The sequence below is a fragment of the Duganella sp. Leaf61 genome, from assembly GCF_001421905.1.
GTDB lineage: Bacteria > Pseudomonadota > Gammaproteobacteria > Burkholderiales > Burkholderiaceae_D > Rugamonas > Rugamonas zoogloeoides.
This window is the reverse complement of record NZ_LMLM01000028.1, coordinates 233,255-254,474: the sequence shown is the minus strand read 5'-3', so window position 1 is coordinate 254,474 and position 21,220 is coordinate 233,255. Positions and strand designations below refer to the sequence as shown.

Annotated in this window: 12 protein-coding genes; 6 read left to right on the top strand and 6 right to left on the bottom strand. The window is 64.9% G+C overall.

What is annotated here, in order from left to right; genetic code table 11:
* The 3 genes from sppA to ASF04_RS16235 form a co-directional block, all read right to left on the bottom strand.
* A complete protein-coding gene (sppA, locus tag ASF04_RS16245; RefSeq protein WP_056143779.1) occupies positions 1 to 1,884 on the bottom strand; it encodes a signal peptide peptidase SppA in 1,884 nt (627 codons plus the stop codon).
* Positions 1,885 to 1,908: 24 nt separating this feature from the next.
* Positions 1,909 to 3,381: a sodium:solute symporter gene (locus tag ASF04_RS16240; protein ID WP_056143775.1), complete on the bottom strand. Its 1,473-nt coding sequence runs from the start codon at positions 3,379 to 3,381 to the stop codon at positions 1,909 to 1,911.
* Between the two features lie 86 nt (positions 3,382 to 3,467).
* The gene (locus ASF04_RS16235) at positions 3,468 to 6,566 is read right to left on the bottom strand and encodes a TonB-dependent receptor (protein WP_056143773.1); all 3,099 of its coding nucleotides are present in this window, start codon (positions 6,564 to 6,566) and stop codon (positions 3,468 to 3,470) included.
* Between the two features lie 385 nt (positions 6,567 to 6,951).
* On the opposite strand from ASF04_RS16235, the gene ASF04_RS16230 reads away from it, so the two are divergent.
* Genes ASF04_RS16230 through ASF04_RS16215 form a run of 4 tightly spaced genes read left to right on the top strand, consistent with a single transcriptional unit; the run spans position 6,952 to position 14,192 of the window.
* Complete coding sequence (locus ASF04_RS16230) at positions 6,952 to 8,430, top strand: hypothetical protein (RefSeq protein WP_056143770.1); 1,479 nt, start codon at positions 6,952 to 6,954, stop codon at positions 8,428 to 8,430.
* Positions 8,427 to 9,914, top strand: coding sequence for a hypothetical protein (locus tag ASF04_RS16225; RefSeq protein ID WP_229205074.1), 1,488 nt, complete (start codon positions 8,427 to 8,429; stop codon positions 9,912 to 9,914). The genes ASF04_RS16230 and ASF04_RS16225 overlap by 4 nt, the downstream gene beginning before the upstream one ends.
* Positions 9,915 to 9,953: 39 nt before the next feature.
* Positions 9,954 to 10,391 carry a hypothetical protein gene (locus tag ASF04_RS16220; RefSeq protein ID WP_019920292.1) on the top strand — a complete coding sequence of 146 codons (438 nt, stop codon included), beginning with the start codon at positions 9,954 to 9,956 and terminating at the stop codon, positions 10,389 to 10,391.
* A 33-nt stretch (positions 10,392 to 10,424) separates the two neighbouring features.
* Positions 10,425 to 14,192 carry a tubulin-like doman-containing protein gene (locus ASF04_RS16215; protein ID WP_056143767.1) on the top strand — a complete coding sequence of 1,256 codons (3,768 nt, stop codon included), beginning with the start codon at positions 10,425 to 10,427 and terminating at the stop codon, positions 14,190 to 14,192.
* 39 nt (positions 14,193 to 14,231) lie between these two features.
* Here ASF04_RS16215 and ASF04_RS28505 read toward each other — a convergent pair whose 3' ends face one another.
* Positions 14,232 to 14,366 carry a hypothetical protein gene (locus ASF04_RS28505; RefSeq protein WP_255360919.1) on the bottom strand — a complete coding sequence of 45 codons (135 nt, stop codon included), beginning with the start codon at positions 14,364 to 14,366 and terminating at the stop codon, positions 14,232 to 14,234.
* Between the two features lie 189 nt (positions 14,367 to 14,555).
* Between ASF04_RS28505 and ASF04_RS16210 the strand changes: the two genes are divergently transcribed.
* Entirely contained in the window at positions 14,556 to 15,881 is a 1,326-nt protein-coding gene (locus ASF04_RS16210; protein WP_162241446.1) for a hypothetical protein, read from the top strand.
* 31 nt (positions 15,882 to 15,912) lie between these two features.
* Here ASF04_RS16210 and ASF04_RS16205 read toward each other — a convergent pair whose 3' ends face one another.
* The gene (locus ASF04_RS16205) at positions 15,913 to 17,547 is read right to left on the bottom strand and encodes an ATP-binding domain-containing protein (protein WP_056143760.1); all 1,635 of its coding nucleotides are present in this window, start codon (positions 17,545 to 17,547) and stop codon (positions 15,913 to 15,915) included.
* An 83-nt stretch (positions 17,548 to 17,630) separates the two neighbouring features.
* Complete coding sequence (locus ASF04_RS16200) at positions 17,631 to 18,842, bottom strand: MFS transporter (RefSeq protein ID WP_056143756.1); 1,212 nt, start codon at positions 18,840 to 18,842, stop codon at positions 17,631 to 17,633.
* A gap of 210 nt (positions 18,843 to 19,052) precedes the next feature.
* Here ASF04_RS16200 and ASF04_RS16195 point away from each other — a divergent pair, with 210 nt between their 5' ends.
* A complete protein-coding gene (locus tag ASF04_RS16195) occupies positions 19,053 to 21,212 on the top strand; it encodes a TonB-dependent siderophore receptor (RefSeq protein ID WP_056143753.1) in 2,160 nt (719 codons plus the stop codon).
* Positions 21,213 to 21,220: the final 8 nt, after the last annotated feature.

Genomic DNA, 21,220 nt, shown 5'->3' with positions numbered 1-21,220 from the left:
TCACGGAACTTCGCACAAGCAGTGCGTAATCACGGTAAATGGCTTGCGTGATGCCTTGATATCGGCCAGCCACGCCATATCCTGCGCCACGCCGTTGGCCGCGCCAGGCGGCAGACCGGTCGCCGCCGTCACTCCGAGGTTCAACTTGGCCGACACCGCGTTGGCGATCGACTGACCGACTGCCTGCGCCGCCGTGCCACCGACCATGCCCAGCACCCGCTCGAACTTGCTGATTTCGCGTTCGATGTACACGGTGCGATAACCGGTCAGCTTGGCGCGCTTGGCGGCCGACGCCAGGGCGTCGCCGTAGCTGCCCAGGGTATCGACCAGGCCGCGCTCCTTGGCCTGGGCGCCGGTCCAGACGCGGCCTTGCGCCACGGCGTCGATTTTCTCGGGCGTGGTTTTGCGGGCCTTTGCCGCGCGCGCGGTAAAGTCGGCGTAGATATGGTTGACGCTGCCCTGCATTACCTGCACGAAGCGCGGATCGAGCGGGCGCAGTGGATTGTAGGCGTCGCCAAGCCACGTGGTAGGCTGGCCGGCGGAATGGATGCCCAGCTTGTCAGCCACTTTTTCGGCGGTAGGCAGGATGGCGAACACGCCGATCGAACCGGTGATCGTGTTCGGTTCGGCGATCACTTCATCGGCCGACATCGAAATCCAGTAACCGCCCGACGCAGCCACGTTGCCCATCGAGACCACCACCGGCTTGCCGGCAGCGCGCGTGAGTTCCAGTTCGCGGCGGATCAACTCGGAGGCAAAAGCGCTGCCGCCCGGCGAATCGACGCGCAGCACCACGGCCTTGATGTTCTTGTCTTCGCGCGCAGCGCGGATCAGCTTGGAGGTGGAATCACCGCCGATGCTGCCCGGACCGGCCGTGCCGTCGCTGATCGAACCCTGGGCGATGACCACGCCGATGGCGTCGCCGGTCATCGGCTCGGACTGGCGCGCCAGGTAATCGTCGAAGCCGACCTGGCGGAAGCTCTTGCCTTCGTCGTCGACGGCGCCGCGCTTGATCATCAGGTCGCGGATTTCATCGCGGGTTTTCAGACCGTCCACCAGCTTGGCCGCCAGCGTGATTTTTGCCAGGTCGCCGTTGAACTCGACCACCTTGGCCGGCAATTCGTCGATCGATTTCATGATCTGGCCCTTGGGCAGCTTGCGCGCCTTTTCCACGTTGTCGGTGTAGGACGTCCACAGGGCATTGTTCAGGTAGGCATCCGCCTCGGCTGCCGCTGGCGACGGGCCGTTGGCGATGTACGGTTCCGCAAAGCTCTTGTAGGTACCCACGCGCATCAGGTTGACGGTGACGCCCAGTTTGTCGAGCGCGTCGCGGTAGTAATTGCGATAGCGGCCGTAACCTTCAATCATCACCACGCCCATCGGGTGCACGTACACCTCGTTGGCGTGGGCGGCGACCAGGTACTGGTTCTGGTCATAGTTGGTGCCCCAGGCAACCACGGTTTTGCCGGACGCCTTGAAGCGGTCGATGGCGGACGCCACTTCGCGCAGCATCGCGGGTCCGCCACCCTGCATTTCGTCGGTGAGCAGCACGGCGCCGCTGATGTTGGCATCCTTGGCGGCAGCGTCGAGCACCTTGAGCACGTCGCGCAGCTGCAGCATGCGCAGCGTTTCGCCGCCTTGCGCGCTGGTGAGCAGCGCGTCGCGCGGGTTGAGACTGGTCTGCTCGACCAACTGGCCCTTGAGGTCCAGCACCAGCGTGGTCTTGGCTGCGAGCGGCTTGGCGCCGCCGCCGAAGATGGCAATCGCCAGCACGATCAGCAGCGCCAGGAACAGCAGGTTGAGGATCGTGCGGCGGCCGGCGTCGAGCGCGCGCCAGAAAAAGCCGAAGCCACTACGAATATAGGAAAGCGGTGAACGGGCCATCAAGACTCCATGTGATTGCGAAATTTACAAGGATGATACTGCAAGTTCGGGCGCTTGCCGAGGGGTGGAAATCATCAGCAGCCCGATAAATACCAGGACGCCGTTCAATACCAGCAGTTCGAGCCCCAAACGATAATGTTCGAACAACGCCGCCTGGTTGACATCGACAGCGTAGCAAAGCGCGGGGCCGGCCAGCGCCACCCACGGCACCCAGCGGTTGCGCACCGCACGCTGCGTCAGCAGCCCGAAGGCGAAAAGACCCAGCAGCGGCCCATAGGTATAACCAGTGAGCTTGAGCACCAGGCCCACCATGCTGGCGTTGTCGATCCATTTGAACAGCAGCACCAGCACCAGGAACAGCGCACAAAAACCGAGGTGCACGCGGTGGCGGATGCGCACCCGGTCCGCCTCGACCAGGTCCGCGCGGCGCTCGATGCCGAGGATGTCAAGGCTGAACGTGGCCGTGAGCGCGGTCATGGCGCCGTCCGCGCTGGGGAACAGTGCCGATACCAGGCCGATGAAGAACAGCAGTTGCAGCGCGGCGGGCATGTGGCCCATCACCACCGCCGGGAACAGCTTGTCGCCGGTGGCGGCAACGCCCACGGTCGGCGCATACAGCGACAGCAAGCCGCCCAGGAACATGAACAGCACCAGCACCGCCGTGAGGATCACGGTCAGCACCAGCATGTTCTTTTGCGAGTCGCGCAGGGTCTTGATCGAGATATTCTTTTGCATGGTCTCCTGGTCCATGCCGGTCATGGCCAGCACGATGAAGAAGCCGGCCAGCACCTGCTTCCAGAAGTTGGCCGGGCTGTCGATATCGCTGGTGATCCAGCGCGTCAGACCCGCGTCGTGCAGGCGCGCCAGGCTCTCGAGCGGCCCGATCTCCATTTCATGCAGCAGCCAGCCCACGCACGCCAGCAGGCCAATGACCATGCCGGCCGTTTGCAGGGTGTCGGTCCAGACGATGGTTTTCACGCCCCCTTCGTAGGTGTACAGCAGGATCATCGCCAGGATCACGACGGTGGTAAGCCAGAACGGCACACCGAGGCTGTCGAGAATGGTGATTTGCAGGATATTGACGACCAGGTACAGCCGCGCCGAAGCGCTGAGCAGGCGCGAAAGAATGAAGAACGCCGCCCCGCTACGATAGGCGCCGCTACCGAGCCGCACGTCGAGGTAATGGTAGATCGAGGTCAGTCTCAGGCGATAGTACAGCGGCAGCAGGATGAAGGCCACGGCGACATAGCCAAGCACATAGCCGAGAATCACCTGCAAATAGCCAAACCCACCGGCCCCCACCGCCCCCGGCACGCTGATGAAGGTCACACCCGACAGCGTGGTCCCCACCATGCCAAACGCCACCACCATCCAGTTGCTGCGCTTGTTACCGATGAAGAAACTGGCATTGTTCGCATGACGCGAGGTGCGCCACGCCACGGCCAGCAGCAGGGCGAAATACGCAAACACCAGGCAGAACAGGGATACGGCAGACATGGAAAGATCCAGCAAAATTCGACAGGGCGACAATATACACTGCTGTCGGCCTGCCGTTGCCCGCTAACGCTCCCCACCCTCACGCATCAGAATTTATACGTCGCCCCCACAAAATACCGCCGCCCCGACCAGGCCAGCTCATTCCTCCGCTCCTTCGAGCCCGAGTTCAGGTACTGCGCTTCGTCCGTCAGGTTCTTGCCTTCCACCGACAAGGTCAGATTCTCGGTCACGCGCAATTGCAGCTTGGCGTCCAGGTAACCGACCGCTTCCGCGTACACGGGCAGCGAGGCGTTGGCGTCCACGGTGCCGGTGTAGTAGCTGTCGCGGTAGTTGTAGGCCAGGCGGGCGTTCCATTTGCCCAGGTCGTACCACACGCCCACGTTGTAGCTGTTGCGCGACATGCCGGGATAAGGCAGTACCGTGTTATCGAGCGGGTTGAGCAGTTCCTTGCCGGTGGCGTAGGAGAATGTCATGCGGGTGTAGTTGGCGTCCAGGCCCAGGCCGCCGAAGGCGCCCGGCAGCATGGTCAGCGCGGTGCGTCCGGCCAGTTCCCAGCCCTTGGTCACTGCGCCCTCGCTGTTGATCGAGGTTTTCAAGTCCCAGCGCTGGCCGTTGTTGAACACGTCCACGCCGGGCAGGATGACGTCGTTCTGGATATAGCTGCTGATGTCCTTGCGGAAGAACGCCAGCGACAACTGCGAATCGCGCGACGGATACCATTCCACGCTGACGTCCTTGTTGGTGGCGCGGAATGGTTTCAGGTTGACGTTGCCGCCAACGCAATCATCAGCGCTGCCGTCGCCACCAAACTGCGACTGGCCGCTGTTGGCGATGCAGTTGACGGTGGGCGTCAGGCGGTCGATGAACGGCCGCGCCATGACCTTGCCCCAGCCCAGGCGGGCGACCAGCGTGTTGGGCACGAACCAGGCGGCCAGGTTGAAGCTTGGCAGCGTGTCGCTGTACTTGTTGCGCACGGTGACAATGTCGTTGGCCAGCACGGTTTCCACGCGGGCATTGGTGGCGGGATTGGCCGAATAGGCGCGGTATGAACGCAAGCCGGTGGCGCGGGTTTCGGTGCCGGCGTAGCGCAGGCCGATATTGCCGTCCAGCGCCACGCCGTACAGCTCGTGCTCGAAATCGGCGCGTACATAGAATGCCTTGATTTTCTCTTCGACCGCAAACTGCGGCGGCATCGGGTAGGACTTGCCGTCGCTGCCGATCGAGTTGCGCAGCAGGTCGTGGTTGTAGCGGGTCAGGTCGAAATACTGGGCCGAGTTGGCAAAGCTGGGCGCGGTCCAGGCGTTCGGGTAGCCGGACAGGCCGTCGTAGCCGCTCAGGAACGAGCCCGGCGTGCTGGTGCGGATCGCATCGACCAGTTGCTGCATCTGGGTGCCGCTGACATAACGCGTGGTGTTGTTGGCGGTCAGGCCGGTGCCATAGACCGTGTTGCCGCCGTTGCGCAGCACGCCGGACGTGTTGAGCGGATCGAAAATGATTTCGTGGCGCACTTCGGGGCTGCGCACGGTGACATCGTCGGCCGTGGTACTAGGGTCGCCGCCGGCCAGGTAGCCAGTCCAGCGGTATTGCTCGGACGTGGACTTGCGGCCCTGGCCGCCGAAGTGCAAGGTGGTCAAAAACGGCATGTCGGGCCGGTATTTGAGGTCGAGCTTGACCTGGTCCTCGCCGTTGTCGGTAAACGATGGCTGGTACTGCGAGATGATGCGGGTGTAAACGTTGCTGTTGTTCGGATCGAAGCCGGCCGGGAAGGTGAACTTGGGCAAGCCCTGCTGGTCGAAATTGACCTTCAAGCCGGGAACATTGGCCTCCATGACGATGTTGTTGGTATTGAGCTCGTAGTACGAGCTGGTCTTGGCCACCAGGCCTTCGGCCGACCAGTCGCCGCTTTTCCAGTTGAAACCGCCCGAGCGGTAGTCGGACTTGATGTTGAGCGCGAAGTCGCGCGCGGCCGTGCTGAAGTTGTACGAGGCGCCCTCCCCCGGCACGTTCTGGCAAGTGCCGGACGTGAACGACGTCATCACGTGGTTGGTGAAACTCATGCCGGCCGGGGTCACGCCGGCGGTTGGTTCCGCGCACGATGCCGCCGGGGTGGCCAGCGGTGCGCCGTTGGCACCATAGACTGGCGCCACGCCCGAGGTCGAGAACCGCTTGATGGAACCGAAATCGGTCACATAATTACGGTCGTTGAGCATCTGCTTCTGGTTATTCTTGTTGTAGCGGCCCCAGACATTGAGATTATTGTCGATCTTGTACTGGGCAGTGAGCTCGGCGCTGGAACGGTTGTGGTCGCGGGTCCAGATGCCATAGCGTGGCACGCCGGGAGAATAGTCGAACCACTGGCTGTCGCAGGCGGTCTTGTCGGCACCGGACAGGGCCGCGCAACCGCCCTTGGCGGTGACGGCCGCCGCGCGCGGGTTGAGGCTGGTATTGGTCTTCTCGGGCGACTGGTCCCAGTCGCGGAAATAGCGCCAGTTACTGTTGCGCACGTAATCGTTTTGCGTGTACACCTTGTCATAGACCAGGTTGGCCATCAGGCCCAGCCGGCCATCGAGGAATTTGTCGGCCAGCAGCAGGCTGCCGCGCGGCTGGGCGCCGCCCCGGCTGCTGCTCTGTTCACCTTCGAGCTTGACCACCACCGTGCGGGTCTTGAAGTCGAGCGGCAGGTTGGTCTTGATGCTGACGGTGCCGCCGATGCCGCCCTCGGTCTGGTCGGCGGTCACGCCCTTGTACACGTCGATCGATTTGATCAGCTCGGCCGGCAGCTCGCGCAACTCGGCGCCGCGCCCGGCCGTGCCATTGGTGCTGAGCACTGACAGGCCGTTGATCTCGATGCGGTTGAGGTTGGCCTCCACACCACGGATATTGACTTGCGACCCCTCGCCGAAATCGCGCGAGAGCTGGACGCCGGTCACGCGCGACAGCGCCTCGCCCACGTTCTTGTCGGGGAATTCGCCGATATCCTCGGCGACGATGGAATCGACCACCGTGGACGCATTCTTCTTGCGGTCGATGGCGCCGGCCACCGATTGGCGGGTGCCGGACACCACCACCACGTTGTCGGGTTCGGTGTTGGCGGGTTTGGTTTGGGCCAATACGGTCGGAGTGGCCAGGAGGGCAAGCGCGCCGGCGACTGCGGCGGAAATGACGGTGGAACGGGGCAAAGGCATGATGTCTCCCAAAATCGTTGTTGTTTTGGATATTTGACCTGCCTGATCATCTTAGGAGAAGAAACTTTCTAAAAATCCTAAACCTTGCAAACAGTCATCGACATGACTTTTTGGAAAGCTGCACGTTGGGAGCATGCAACATGAAACGCGCCGGTCGCGCCCGGGCTTTGGTGTTATTCTGTCCGCATCTGTGACAAGTTAATAAGATAAACATCGTGACAATTCGATAGATTGCTGGTGCAATCCTTCGCCCTAATGGTATTGCGCGGCAGTGCTTGCAATGGTGGTGTTTCCACAAGGCTAAAAAATCGCTAATATAGCCGCGATAATTTGCATCAAACATGCCATCAACAGTAGCAATCCGCAGCAACGCGTTGGAAATACAATGACTTTAGAAAAGACTGGGGAATGGCATCTGGGGTCGGGCACCTGGCAGGTCCAGGATCTTGCCGACCGCAACCACGGTCCACAACTGGTGCGCACGCGCCTGGGCCACGACATCGCGCCCGACCTGCAGCCTGCCGATATCGCCAGCCTGATGCAGGCGCGCGCCGCCGATGGCGCGGCTGCGCTCTATCCGCCGGAGTTCCACTACTCGCCCGTCAACGGCACCAGGCTGGCGGCGCCGCCCGCGTCCGGCGCGCCGTGGGTGCCGCCGGCCGGCGCCTACCCGGTGCGCCAGGTGACGCAAGGCCACGTGGTGGGTCTGCGCCAGACCTCGGTCCCCCTGCACTTGCAGGACAAGGCCGGTTTCCACGCCGAGAGCGAGCCGGCCGCGCGCATCAAGCTGCCGCCCAGCGGCGACTACCAGTTCATCTCCGCCCCGTTCGGCACGCACGCCAACGCGCTGCTGGCGCTGAATCCCGAAAAAGGCGGCCTGTTCGCGTGGCTGCCGGCCAGCGCGCGCTGGGCGCCGCTGCATGGCGTCGGTGGCGTGTTCTTGGCGGAATCGAACCTGCCCTACGCCGCCTGGCGCGCCGAGCTGCACTACAACTTCAACAGCCGCGTGTTTGTCGCCACCGATGCGGGCCTGGCCTGCGTCACGCCGGACCTGGCGGCACTGCAATACGAGGTGCGTTATGCCGGCGACGGCCCGGCCGTCGGCGCCCCGCTGACCTTCCAGGGCCTGGTGTGGGCGCCGGTGCAACAGGGCCCCGGTCAGGTGGCGCTGGTGAGCCTGGACGCCAACGGCCAGCCCGGTGCGCCCGTGCTGCTCAATGACGCACCACCGCTGTTCGGCATGGGCGCGCCGGTCGGCTATGGCCGCACGGCAATCTGGCCGTGCATGACCGGCCAGCTGGTCTTGCAGCGCAAGCCCGATGGCGGTTTTGCTGTGCAATTTTTCCCGTGGCCGGCCGGTCTGGCGCCGCAGTTCGCGTTCGGCAGTCCGTACCTGGCCAAGGACGGCAACCTGTGGCAGTTGTGCTTTGACAGCAACAACCATAGTTACGCCTACGTGGCGCTGGGCAAACCCCTGCCCGAGATCGAACCGGCGCTGGGCCCGCGCCTGTCGTCCGGCGCCATGAACTACCGCTTCGCCACCAAGCACCACCAGGCGCCGTGGACCGAACCCGAGCACGGCGACGACGGCGCCACCAACGCGGTCGTGATTCCGCTGCTCGAGGTGGGCCCGCGCAGCACCATCGGCATCAAGCTGGCCAGCACGGTGGCAGTGGCGCAAACGCTGGCCTCCGCCGACCGCCTGCGCTTCCAGCTGGTGTGGGACGACCACGACGGCGAAACCACGTTCAACACCAGCGTGCTGCCGCAACCGTGGACCTTGCGCCTGTTTACCCACGACGGCAAGGTGTGGGCCTACCACCCCGAGCTCAAAGACATCCTCGGCTGGAACCTGGCAGCATGAATTCCACCCGACTCCTGGCCGCCATGGCGCTGTTGCTTGCTGCGTTGTTGGCGGCGCCAGCCCATGCCGCCATCCAGCAAGCTTTCCTGGTGCAAAACTCGGGCTGGATGGAACCGTTTTACCTCGATCCCGCCTCGCAACTCAAACCCTTGGTCGCAGCCGTGGCGCAGGCGGCGGCCGAATCCGACGATACGGTCCACTTGCTGGCATTCAGCCAGGGCACGGTGGGCAACGTCTCGCCGCGCGTATTGGGCACCTCGCGTGGCGCGGCCAACGTCGCGCAGTTGCTCGCCCCACTGACGCTGGCGCGCAAGACCACGGCGCCGGGCGCGGCACTGGCCGATACCGACTTCCAGGAAGCGGTCACGAAAACCATCACTGGTTCGTTCAAGGCCGCGCCCGGCATCGTCTGGATTTTCACCAACAACAAGAACAGCCCCGGCAACGACCCGGCCACCGCCGCCCGCAACCGCGATTTTTATCGCCTGCTGCACCTGGAACCGTCGATCACCAAGACCGTGGTGTTCCCGCTCAAGATGCCGGTGCAGGGCAAACTCTATGCGGCCAAGGGCTTGATGGTGTATGCGCTGGCCTACGGCCAGCCGGCTGCCGACGCCCTCACCCGCATCCTCGCCAACGACCGCCTGCAGAAAGTGCTCACCCGCCCGCCGCTGCGTTTGAAACCGGTGGACCAGGATGCGCTGCGCATCGTGCCCGAGCGCCTGCTTGACGCGCCCAATATGCGCGCCAGCCTGGGCAGCGATGGCCGCACCCTGGTGCTCGACGTCGATGCCGCCGCGCTGGCGCCCACCGTGCACCTGAAGGCGTCGCTGCAAAACCTGTTTTACCCGTACGTGATCGCCCGCGCCGATGTGGACGCCACGCTGTCCGCCGGCAAGCACAGCGTGCCGGTGCAGGTGGCGCCGGCCGCGATTGCCAACCTGGCGCCCGGTGCGCGCCAGGCGGTGGACGTGCAGTTCCGCCTGCCGGTCGAGCAAGTGCCATCGCCGTGGTCGAGCCAGGCCATTGCCGCCATGGGCAAGCAGGTGCTGCTGCCGATGCGCGTCACGCTCGGCCTCGAGCGCCAGAAGCTGACCTTGCCGGACTCGTTCAACGCCGACATGCAGGCGCTGTTCCCGGGCGACCCGATTTCCGAAGTGCTGCTGCCGCCCGAGAGCGTGAACAGCTCGCGCGCCGAAGTGCCGCTGCTGGTGCGCGTGCAATATCCGCTGCTGCCGGTGCTGGTGATCATGGGCTCGGTGCTGGCGCTGCTCGGCGGCGGCGCGGCCTTTGCCGTGCTGGCCACGCGCAGCAAGCGGTACGCGGTGCAGGTCGATGGCGCGCTGCGCCACGTGGTCATCAAGCCGTACCAGACTACCGAGGTGCGCGACCTCGACGGCAACGTGGTGGGCACGCTGCGGCGCGGCCTCGGCAAGCCGGTCGTGGCGCGCGTGGCCGAAGGCCACAGCTTGCGCCTGGCCTGATTTTTACTTTTACTTTTACCCGCCAAGGAGGCACACCAGATGGCCCAGGATAACAAAGACACCGGTTTCGCACTGCCCGCGCCGGACGCCGGCAAGACGCCGCCAGCCGCAACGGAACAGCCGGCAACCCCGGCCACCACCACTGACACCACCACCACCGAGATGCCGGTGCTGGCCGGCGCTGCCGACACCTCGTCGCGCGACCTGCTGGTGGGCGGCGGCATCCTGCTGGTGCTGTTCATCGCCTTCTTCTTCGCCCGGGGCGCTTATGCCAACGCGCTGGTGGTCAAGCGCGTGCCGCCCAACAAGGCCAACGCCGCCGGCTGGTGGCTGTTCGTGTTCCTGGCCAGTATTTCCACCGGCGTGGTGCTGGCTGCCGTCAACGCCGCCAAGTTCATGGCGCCGCTGATCATCGGCCCGATCCTGGCCGTTGCGCTGCTGGCGCTGGTGCTGACGTTCGTGTCGGGCCGCAGGTAAAACAGGTACAGACGCACACAACGAGAGTCGATCATGGAAAATATTCACCAGGCACCGGGCGCCGGCGAGCGCAAGCAGGAACAGACCATCGAGCTGCGTCCCACGCTGTTCATCGGCATCGGCGGCACCGGCATGGAAGTGCTGATGCGCGTGCGCCGCCGCATCCTCAACACCATGTGGGGCGGCAATGGCGCGCGCACGCGGGTGGACAGCCTGGTCGATTTTCCGGTGGCGCAGTTCATCCAGTTCGACCTCGACACCGGCGCCGTGATCGACAGCGGCCGTGCCCAGGCCGAAGACCTGCAATTCGAGCAGGTCAGGTTCACCGACGAAGACAAGATCGTCGAACCGTTCGACATGGACAAGTACAGCCGTGACGACGATGCGCTGGAACGCTATCCGCACATCAAGGAATGGCTGTCGCTCACGCCCAAGAAAATCCGTGAGCTTGGCATCGATCCGTCCAAGGGCGCCGGCCAGATCCGCGCCGTCTCGCGCCTGTACCTGTTCGACAAGTATGCCAAGGTGCGCGACAAGATCCGCCTGAAACTCAAGACCCTCAAGGCCAGCCTGTCGCACGAGCAGCAACTGAGCCAGCTGGGTCTGAAAATGGAAACCAGCAAATTCCGCATCGTGGTGGTCGGCTCGGTGGCGGGCGGCACCGGTTCCGGCGCCTTCCTCGACATGGGCTTGCTGGCGCGCTGGCTGGCCAAGAACGAGGTAGGTAATGCCGACGTCGAACTGATGCTGTTCCTGCCGACCGGCTACTCGGGCGCCAACAAGGACCGCACTGAGGCCAACGGCTACGCCGCGCTGATGGAACTGGAATCGGCCATGCTCGGCAACAAGGGCTACGTGGGCCGCTGGGATACCCACGACCAGCCCGAACTGCCGCGCGAGCCGTACAACGAGGTGTACCTGATCGACTCGGGCAACCTGGCGCAGCAGCACACCAAGGACATCAAGGACGTCTACCACATGGTGGCCGACGCCCTGTTCGAAGACTTCGCGTCCGGCGACTTTGCCCGCCGCAAGCGCTCGGTGGCCGTCAACCAGGCCCAACACAAGAATTACCTGTTCGACGCGCTGGTGCCCAAGGCCCGCTTTGCCGACATGCGCCTGTCGTACGCGCGGCGCTATTCCGCCTTCGGCCAGGCCACGCTCGATACGCGCCAGGAAGCGCGCCACGACGAGCAGGCCCACCGCTGGGCCGGCGCCATGCTCAAGGCCTTTTTCGGCGTGGGCGGCAACGACCTGGGCGTGAACCGCGCCACCGACCGCCAGCGTGATGAATTCATGGGCGCACACATGGCGCTGCGCCCGTTCACGTTCAGCGATTTCCCGCAGTTTTCCGACCGCGGCGTGGAACTGCGCCGCTCGAACGGCGACTTCCTCGACTACCAGGTCGTGGAAGACCTGCTGCAAGACAAGAGCGGCCTGCTGCTGGCCGGCGTGGAGCAGCGCGTCAACGCCCGCATCGACGCCATCCGCAGCGGTTTCGACCGCAAGGAATGGCCGCAGCAGGTACGCGACGCGGTCAAACTGATGGAGCGCGATGCCGTGCGCGACCAGGACTCCACCGCCGACACCACCGAAGACCGCGTGGCCAAGCGCCGCCGCGAGCTGCTCGAAAAAATCAAGCAAAGCGTGCGCGACCAGTTGTACGCCTACCTCGACAACAAGGAATTCGGCGGTCTCGAATACGTGCTGTCGCTGGTGGAGCAGATCAAGGACCGGCTGGAGGCGCCAGGCTCGGGCCTGATGCCGGCGCTGGCCGTCAATGGCGAACGCTACCGCGAAATCAAGGAAGCCGTGCGCACCCGCGAATACGAGCGCCTGCTCAACAACCTCGAACAGACCCGTGGCGGCCTGTTCGGCGGCGGCGAAAAGCAGGCGGTGGCCGTGATGGACCACCTGCGCGTGGAAATCGCCAACGCCCTCAAATTCCACCTGCGCGCCAAGGCGGCCGAGGAAGCCGTGATCCTGATGCAGGACCTGTCACACTGGCTGGGCCGCAAGACCGGCGTCGATGCCCAGGGCCGCGCCGTCTGGAGCGGACTGGTCGGTGAGCTGCAGGCCGGCCGCGAGGCGGTGCTCGACATGCTGTCGCAACTGCAACTGGCCAATACCATCCTGCAGCAGGATCTCAATAGCGACCATGCCACCCTGATCGCCATCCCCAGCAATACGCCCAACCAACCGCTGCCCGGTGCGCTGCAACTGCGCGAGTGGGCCGACGAGGCGTTCCGCGACCTGGGCGGCTCCAAGACCCTGTTCCCGATGCTGTCCGATGCCGGCGAGCGCACCGTCATCCTGGTCAAGGTCAAGCGCATGGCCGAGCGCCAGCTGTCGCTCGCTACCGCCGTCGAGGGCGAAGCCGTGCGCACCGACCCGCTGATCGAGTCGCTCGAGCAAATGTCGATCACCGAGCGGCTCGACCGCTTCCGCAAGCTGCTGGCCTGCGCCATGCCGTGGATCGACGCCAACCTGTCGGGCGACTTCACGGTGCGCGCCGACCAGTTCAAGTGCTTTATCGGCGTGGCCAATGCCGAACTGTTCAGCCGCAAGTTCCGCGCCGAGCTTGAATCGTGCGTGCCCACCCAGGCCGGCATCACGGCTGGCCAATTGTCGATCGTGGAGACCGGCATCCCGGGGCGCGCGGTGTGCTACTGCGAGCTGTCGGGCGTGCCGATGACCGTGCTGCGCGGGCTCGAAGGCTGGCGCACCAGCTACCGCAAGGAAGCGGAAAAAAGTCCTACCCACACCCACATCGATTCCACCCAGTTCAGCCACCCGATGGTGCCCACCACCGATGAACTCAATCGCTTGGCCGAAGACTTCAAGCAATTCCTGCTGGCGGTAATGCTGGGCGTGCTGACGCGCTCGAGCCAGCGTATCGTGCCGCCGGGCCAGTACCAGTTCGCGGTGGCGGCAGGCGACTTGCGCCGCATCGGCAACGAACGGGCGATGCGCCAGAACGGCTTGCCGGCGAATTACCGCGACGCCATCGTGGCGCGGGTGCAGGAGCGCCTGGCTGAACTGGACGGCACGCAGACCGTCGCGCTGGCCGCCCTGGCCAGCTACTACGAGAGCGCTGTGTATACGTCCAAGCTGGTCGACGACGCCACCGGCAACCAGCACGAGCGGAAAGGCTTTGCCAGCGCGCTGGCCGGCGAAGCGAAGCGCGAACTGATCGAAAAAGCGCGCCGCAAGGGCCTGACCGACAACGAGATCGACAAATTCACCACCCAGCTGCTGGCCCAGCACAAGACCTGGACCAACGTGGTGCCCGATTCCGACGAAGACGCCTACGACTGGGAAGTGCGCGAACCGGGAGAAGGCCTGCCGCGTTTGAAGTATGCCCTCAAGCCGGAGATGCTGGTTGCTGGCCGTATCGATACCTTGCTGGGCACTGGCGCTGCGGCGTCGGCAAGCACGGCTGGCGGCGGATTTGCCGCGCCGGGGGCGCATGGCGTGCAGGGTGCCATGGGTACGCCAGCGTCGGCAGCGATGCCCGCTCCGGGCACCATGCTCGGCGGCGCGCCGATCGGCGGTGTAGGTCTGTCCAAGGCGGAAGCGCCGGTCGTCCACGAGTATCACCTGAAAGTGAACGGTCAGAAATTCGGTCCTTTCACCGCGCTGCAAGTAGGCCAGATGGCGCAGGCGCAGCAACTGCAGCCGGCCCACACGCAAGTCTGGCGCGCCGGCATGACAGACTGGGTAGCGATGCCCTTGATGCTGGAACTGGCGCACGTGCTGGCGCCACCGGCGCAACAGTCGTCGGCCATGCCACCCGATTAAGGACATGCAGCAATGAATTGCAAGAGTTGTCAGAAGCCGTTATTTACGCTGGTGCCGCACTGCCCGTTTTGTGGCGTGGCGGTGGCCGGTGGTGTTGTGCCTGGGCCAGCGGCAGGTGCTGGTCCAGCGATAGTTGCGGGTGCGGCTGCTGTCGGTGCGCCGGGTAGTGCTCATGGTGCTGGTGCTGGTGCTGCGCAAGTATCGCCGTCAGCTGCGGTCGCTTCCGCGGCGACGCCGGGCGCCGGGCCAGTGTTGGTTAAAAATTCGGCTCCGGCACCGGCGGCTGCCAGTGCTTACCGCGCTGATTCTTCGGCGTCGTCCACTGCCGGTGTTGGCGCTGTCGGCAATGCCGCTCACGGAAACGTGGCGGGGGCCGGCGCTGCGGCAGCTGGTGCCAGTGCTGGCGGCAACGCGGCTGGGGCTGGCGTTGCGGCGGCTGGTGCTGGTGCCGGTACCGGCAGCAACGCGGCTGCGGCTGGCTATACAGCTGGCGGCAGTGCAGCCTCTTCCACGCAAGCTCCGGCTGCGAAAGCTGCTGCGCGGCCGGCGCCGGTGTCCGCCCCCGCCAACCCGCGTGCTGGCAATACCGGTAGCCCGCCGCCAGGCGCAGGTGCGCCGCGAGGCCGGGGCAAGCCCAAATTCAAATTGGGCTGGTTCAAGGTGCTGCTGATCTTGATCGGACTGCTGGTCATCCTGTCGCGCTGCGGCGGCGGTTCGCCCGAGGATAAAAAGGCGTGCCTGACCGCGCTCGGCCAGGGCAACAAGTTGCTGGCCAGGGGCGACGTGGCTGGTGCCGGCATCCAGAGCGCCAATGCCAACGCCTACTGCCGTGGCGACACGCGGGCCAAAGCGGAAGAGTTGCAAACGGCAGTGGCCAAGGCGGAAAACTCCGGCACAGCCTGCTCGCGCTCGCTCAAGACCATCGACGGGCTGCTCGACAACCATCAACTCGACAGCGCCCGTAACCGCCTCGACAAGCTCGACAAGAAGTGCGCCGCCGATGCCAGCGCCAAAAAACTGCGCCAGCGTCTGTCCACCGCGCAAAGCGCCGCCAACAGCGCCACCGACGCGGTGCGGCGCGCGCTGAACCAGCGCGATGCCGGCGCCGCCGCCAAGGCCCTCGATCGCCTGAACGGCCTGAACCGCGACTCGGCCGACCTGCCCGGCTTGCGCGCGATGCTGGCGTCGTTGCAGGCCGAGCAGGCTGCTGCAGTGGCCGCTCTGCCACCTGAACCTGCACGTGTAGCCGCACAGGTCAAAGCACCAGCACAGGTTCAGTCCCCCGGACAGGCCCAGGCACAAACTCCGGCATCGGCGCAAGTCTCTGCGCCGCTACAAACGTCAGCGGCAACGCGGGCGACAACGCCAGCGCTCACCCGCGCAGCAACGCCAGCCCCCCAGGTGACCAGTACCACACCGCAGATAGCCACGCCAGCGGCAAGCACCCTGGCCCGGTCGCAACCAGCGCCAGCCGTCCGCCAGGAAGTCCATAACGCCAAGGCCGAAATGGCGGTAAGTTTCATCCAGGATGCGGAGACGGCGCTGTCGCAGAGCCGCTTCGACGCTGCCCGCACCTACCTCGACAGCGCCCGCCGCATGGACCCGAACAGCCCGCGCCTGGACACCGTAGGGCGCCAGATCCGCGACCGCGAACGGCAAATGATGCAGCAGGAAACCACGATCCGCTGACCCACGCAGCCGGGGCTGAGCGGGTCAGCCTCTACATCCGGTCCAGCAACTGCTGCTCGGCCCGCTCACTGAGCACCAGCACCAGCTTCAGCCGTGCCCGCGTCATGCCCACGAACAGCTTGCGCAGCACGCGTTCGTCGATGCGCTCGAAATCGATTTCCGTAAAAATGATGGCTGGCGCCGACTGGCCCTTGAAGCGGTACACGGTCTCGGCCAGCAGGCCGCCAGGCCGGTACTCGGGTGTCCCGAACAGGTCGTATTCGCCGGTAAAAGACTTCAAGGTATGCGCATCGCTCAACTGGTCCATGTGCAGGATCACCGAGTTGTCGCGGCCCCGGAACGAGGCAATCGCGATATCGTGGCGGGCGAAGCCGGCCGCCAGGCAGCTGGTCACCGCGCGCCGGGTTTGCGCCAGCATGGCGTCGGTGTCGCCGTCCGGGTAGATCAGTTCCTCGATGTCGGCGCCACGGAACGGGCTGCCCGCCTCCACCGGCTCGCGCACGGCGCCGATCGACGTCAGCATGTCGATGATCTGGCGCGGGCTGCGGTAGTTGGTGTCCGAATGCAGTGTCACCCAGCCCGGTAGCGGCACCGGTTCGCGGCCGTACAGGTTCTGGTTGGGGTCTTCCAGCCAGATGGCGCGGCCCTCGGGTTTGAGCATGCGCAGCAGGATGTCGCGCCAGGCCGGCGAGAAATCCTGGCCTTCGTCCACGATCAGCACATCGTACTGCCACTCGGGCGGCAGCTCGGACGTGGTCATGCGCGCTTCGATCTTGTCCCAGACGTCGGGCGCGGTGTAGTCGGGAATCTGGCCTTGCGCCCGCGCGAACGCGTCGCTCATCATGTGGAACGACGTGACCCGCCCGCCGGCCGGCACCAGTTTTTCGATGTGGTCCGACAGCGGCCGGTTGTAGCAGACGTACAGGGGTTTCAAGCCGGCGTCGATGGCGTCGCTGTATTCGGCCAGCGCCAGCTGGGTTTTGCCGCTGCCGGCCGTACCTTTCACATGCAGGCGGAACGGCGAGAAGTCGAGCCGCCGCGCCCAGGTGGACAGGCCGCCCGACAGGCGCGCCACCAGTCCGGCGGCGTTGCCGATCATCGAACTGGGGTCGGGCCGCAGGCTGAGCATGTTGGAGAGGAAGCGTGTGACCTTGTCGAACTTGTCGCCGGGCGGCGCGCCATCGACCGGCAAGGTTTCGCGGATCACCTGCGCCAGCTTGCCCTTGTTGCCGGCATCGATGATGTGGCGCGGGTCGATGCCGGCCTGGTTAGGGTTGCGTACCGTGTAGTCGGGGCAGTACAGCAGGTAATCGATCGACAGCTCGCTGCCGAAGCGCTCGGACAGGCCCTTGATCGAGCGCATGATGTGGTTGGCCACCTTGCGCGGCTTGCCTTCGTAATTGCGGATCAGGCCGTCCGGGGTTTCGCTGAGGAAGCCCGACTTCTGTTCGATCAGCAGCAGCCGGCCATTGGGCGCCACCAGGATGAAGTCGATCTCGCCGTACACCGAAAAGCCCTGCTCCACGTTGGTCCAGTGCACGCCGTGATAGACCCGGTACGGCAAGTCGGCCAGCGTGGCTTCGAGATAAGTGAGGGTTTCGATTTCGCGCGCGGCGGTGCCGGTGACGGACATTTCCTGCCAGCCGGTCGGGTGGATATGGGCCATGGTGGGAGCGGTGTAGGGAAAAACTTATTGTATGCCAGCCTGTGGCTGGCAACGGCCCGCTCCCCTGCAAAAAATCCGCGCTATCAGTGCGCTGCCACACGCGTCCGCTTCTCGGCGCCTGCTGCCACCGGGCGCGGATTGCGGGCGTCGAGCCGGCCGCTGAGCACGGTCAAGGCGAACGCACCGAGCACCACCAGCGCACCGATCCAGCCCGTGTGCACCAGGCCCAGGTTTTCGACGATCAAACCGCCGCCCCACGCGCCGCCGGCAATGCCGAGGTTGAAGGCGGCAATGTTCAGGCCCGAGGCCACATCGACCGCGCGCGGCGTGTAGTGCTCGGCCTGCTGCACGACGTACACCTGCAAGCCGGCCACGTTACCAAAAGCAAACGCGCCCCACGCCAGCACCACCGCCAGCATCAGCCACCTGAACGGCGCCGCGAACGTCACCGCCAGCAGCACCACGGCCAGTCCCATAAAAATGATCTTGAGCGCGCCGACCGGGCCGCGACGGTCGGCCAGCTTGCCGCCCCAGATATTGCCCACCGCGACTGACACGCCATACACCAGCATCACCAGCCCCACCGCCCCGGCCGTAAAGCCCGACACCTGTTGCAGCAGCGGCGCCAGGAACGTAAAGGCGATAAAGCTGCCGCCGTAGCCGACCGCCGTCATCGCATAGACCAGCAGCAAGCGCGGCTCGCCCAGCACCTTGACCTGTTGCAGCAGCGAGGCCGGCGCGCTGTGAGCGATATTTTTCGGCACGTACAACAGGCTGCCGATGAAGGCCACCAGGCCCAGCGCGGAGACGGCCAGGAAGGTTTCGCGCCAGCCAAAGTGCTGGCCGATGAACGTTCCCAGCGGCACACCGGTCACCAGCGCCACGGTCAGGCCGGTGAACATGATGGCGATCGCGCTGGCCGCTTTTTCGCGCGGCACCAGCGAGGTGGCGATGGTGGAACCGATCGAGAAGAACACGCCGTGCGCCAGGCCGGTCAGAATGCGCGCTACCACCAGCGACGTGTAGCCGGGTGCCTGCCAGGCCAGCAGGTTACCCAGCGTGAACAACACCATCAGCGACAGCAGCAGCGCCTTGCGCGGCAGCTTGCCGGTCAAGGCGGTGAGGACCGGCGCGCCGATCGCCACGCCCAGCGCGTACAGGCTCACCAGCAGCCCGGCCGAAGGCAGGTTCACGCCGAGGTCGGCGGCAATGGTGGGCAACAGTCCGACGATGACGAATTCGGTAGTACCGATGGCAAACGCGCTGATGGTCAGCGCAAGCAGGGCAATAGGCATGACATAACTCCATGAAGGTTGATGGCATGCAGTATCGCGGCTGCGCTTGCTGAGAAAAAGACATGAATCGGCACAACATATTTGCCGCACAAGCAAATATACGCAAAATTTACGTGTTTTTACGCAGCAGATACTGGACCTTCAGGGTGGGCAGGCCAGTTGTCCGACAAGTATAATGAGAATCATTATCAACAATCAAAAGATTGATCAATGACCGAGTCCGCCTTTGCCCTTCCCCGCCGCACGCTGATTGCCAGCCTGTGCTCGCTCATCGTCTGTTCCGGCGCCCTGCTGCCGTCTGCGCATGCCGACACGCCCGCCGCTGCCGAGGCCGCCGTTGCAGAAGCTGCGCCGCAGGTGGTGGAAATCACCGGCGCCCGCAGCGACGATGCGGGCTTTGCCGCCCGTCGCGCCGGCAGCAGCACCAAGTCGGACCTGTCGCTGCTGGAAACGCCGCAATCGGTCTCCGTGCTGACCCGCGACCTGCTCGATGCACGCGCCGTCACCAATCTCAACGAAGCACTGCAAACCACCGCCGGTGTCGCCTCGGGCAGCTGGGGCCGGCGCGGCTGGGACGACTTCATCATTCGCGGCCAGCGCGCGTCCGAATCGCTCTACATCGACGGCCTGAAACGCGGCCAGAACCAGTACGTGAGCCAGGACGTGTCCGGCGTGGAACGCATCGAGGTATTGAAAGGGCCGGCATCGATCAACTTCGGCATGGTGCAGCCGGGCGGGCTGGTCAACATGGTCTCCAAGCGTCCGCGCGCGCAGGCCTTCAACACCATCGGCGCCACCTATGGCAGCAACGATTTCAAGCAGCTGGACTTCGACCTGGGACGGCCGATCTCGGACAATGGCAAAGCCGCGTTCCGCATCAACGGCATGTGGTCGGACCAGGACGATCCGATCGATTTCGTGTATTTCAAGAGGCGCTATATCGCGCCGTCGGTCACGCTGGACTTCGGCCGGCGCACCGACTTCACCCTCCTGTCGTCGTACATGGAGCGCGAATACCTGCGCAGCCAGGGCGCGCCCACCCGGGGCACCATCCTGCCCAACCGCAACGGGACCTTCAACCGCGACGAATTCACCGGCGAGCCCGGCTTCGGCCCGTACCACTCGCGCCAGGCGGCGGTGGGCTACAGCCTCACGCACCGCTTCGACAACGGCTGGAAGCTGGCGCAGAATTTCCGTTACCAGAAGCTGGACATGGACGGGCGTTTCGTTTCGCTGGGCGCACTGACCAATGACCGCCTGCAGGCGCGCAGCGGTTCGATCCAGGACGTGCAAGGCAACAACCGCGCACTCGACACCTATGCCGAACGCGCGTTCGACCTGGGCGGCCAGCGCCACACCATCATGGCCGGTATCGACCTCAATAGCGACAAGATCCGCAACGGCTCCACCGCCTGCCGCATCGCCCCGCTCGACATCTTCAATCCCGTGTACCACCAGCCCTACAGCTGCAACGCCACGCCGGGCAGCCTGACCACTGCCACCGTCGAATACGCCGCCCTGTACCTGCGCGACCAGGTCGCGCTGACCGACCAGTTGAACCTGAGCCTGGCCGCCCGCCACGACCGCAGCAGCAACAAGTCGTACAACGAACTGCGCGATATCACGACCAAACTCAAGAACAACAAGGCCACCGGCAGCGCCGCCCTGCTCTACCGCGCCACGCCCAACATCTCGCCGTACGTCAGCTACGCGACGTCGTTCCTGCCGCTGAGCGGCACCGATTTCTTCGGCGTGCAGTTCAAGCCGGAGGAAGGCAAGCAGGCGGAGGTGGGCGCCAAGTTCGAGTACCTGAACGGCCGCATCACCGGCGCACTGGCGCTGTACGACCTGAAACGCCGCAACGTCACCACGGCCGATCCGGACCCGGACCACATCGCCATCCTGCCCGGCGCACAGGTGCAGACCGGCGAGGAACGCACCAAGGGTTTCGAAGCCGAACTGAACGCCGACCTGCGCAACGGCTGGAACGTGCAAACCGCGCTGTCGCTGATCAACGGCGTGATCACGCAAGATAACGGCGGCAACGTCGGCAAGCGCCTGCTCAACGTGCCGCGCCAGAGCGCCAGCGTGCTGGCCAATTACCGCGTGCGCGACGGCGCCCTGACCGGTCTGGGCGGCGGCTTGGGCGTGCGCTACGAAGCGCAGAAGACGGGACCGGCCGTGTCGTACACGATCCCCGGCTACACCGCCGTGGACGCCAACCTCAGCTATGAAGCCAAGGCCTACCGGGTCAGCCTCAGCATCAAGAACCTGTTCGACCGCGACTACTATGCGGGCGTACTGAACAACAACGTGCTGCCGCTGGGCGATCCCCGCACCGTGATGCTGCGCGTCGTCACCAACTTCTGACCCTCGCT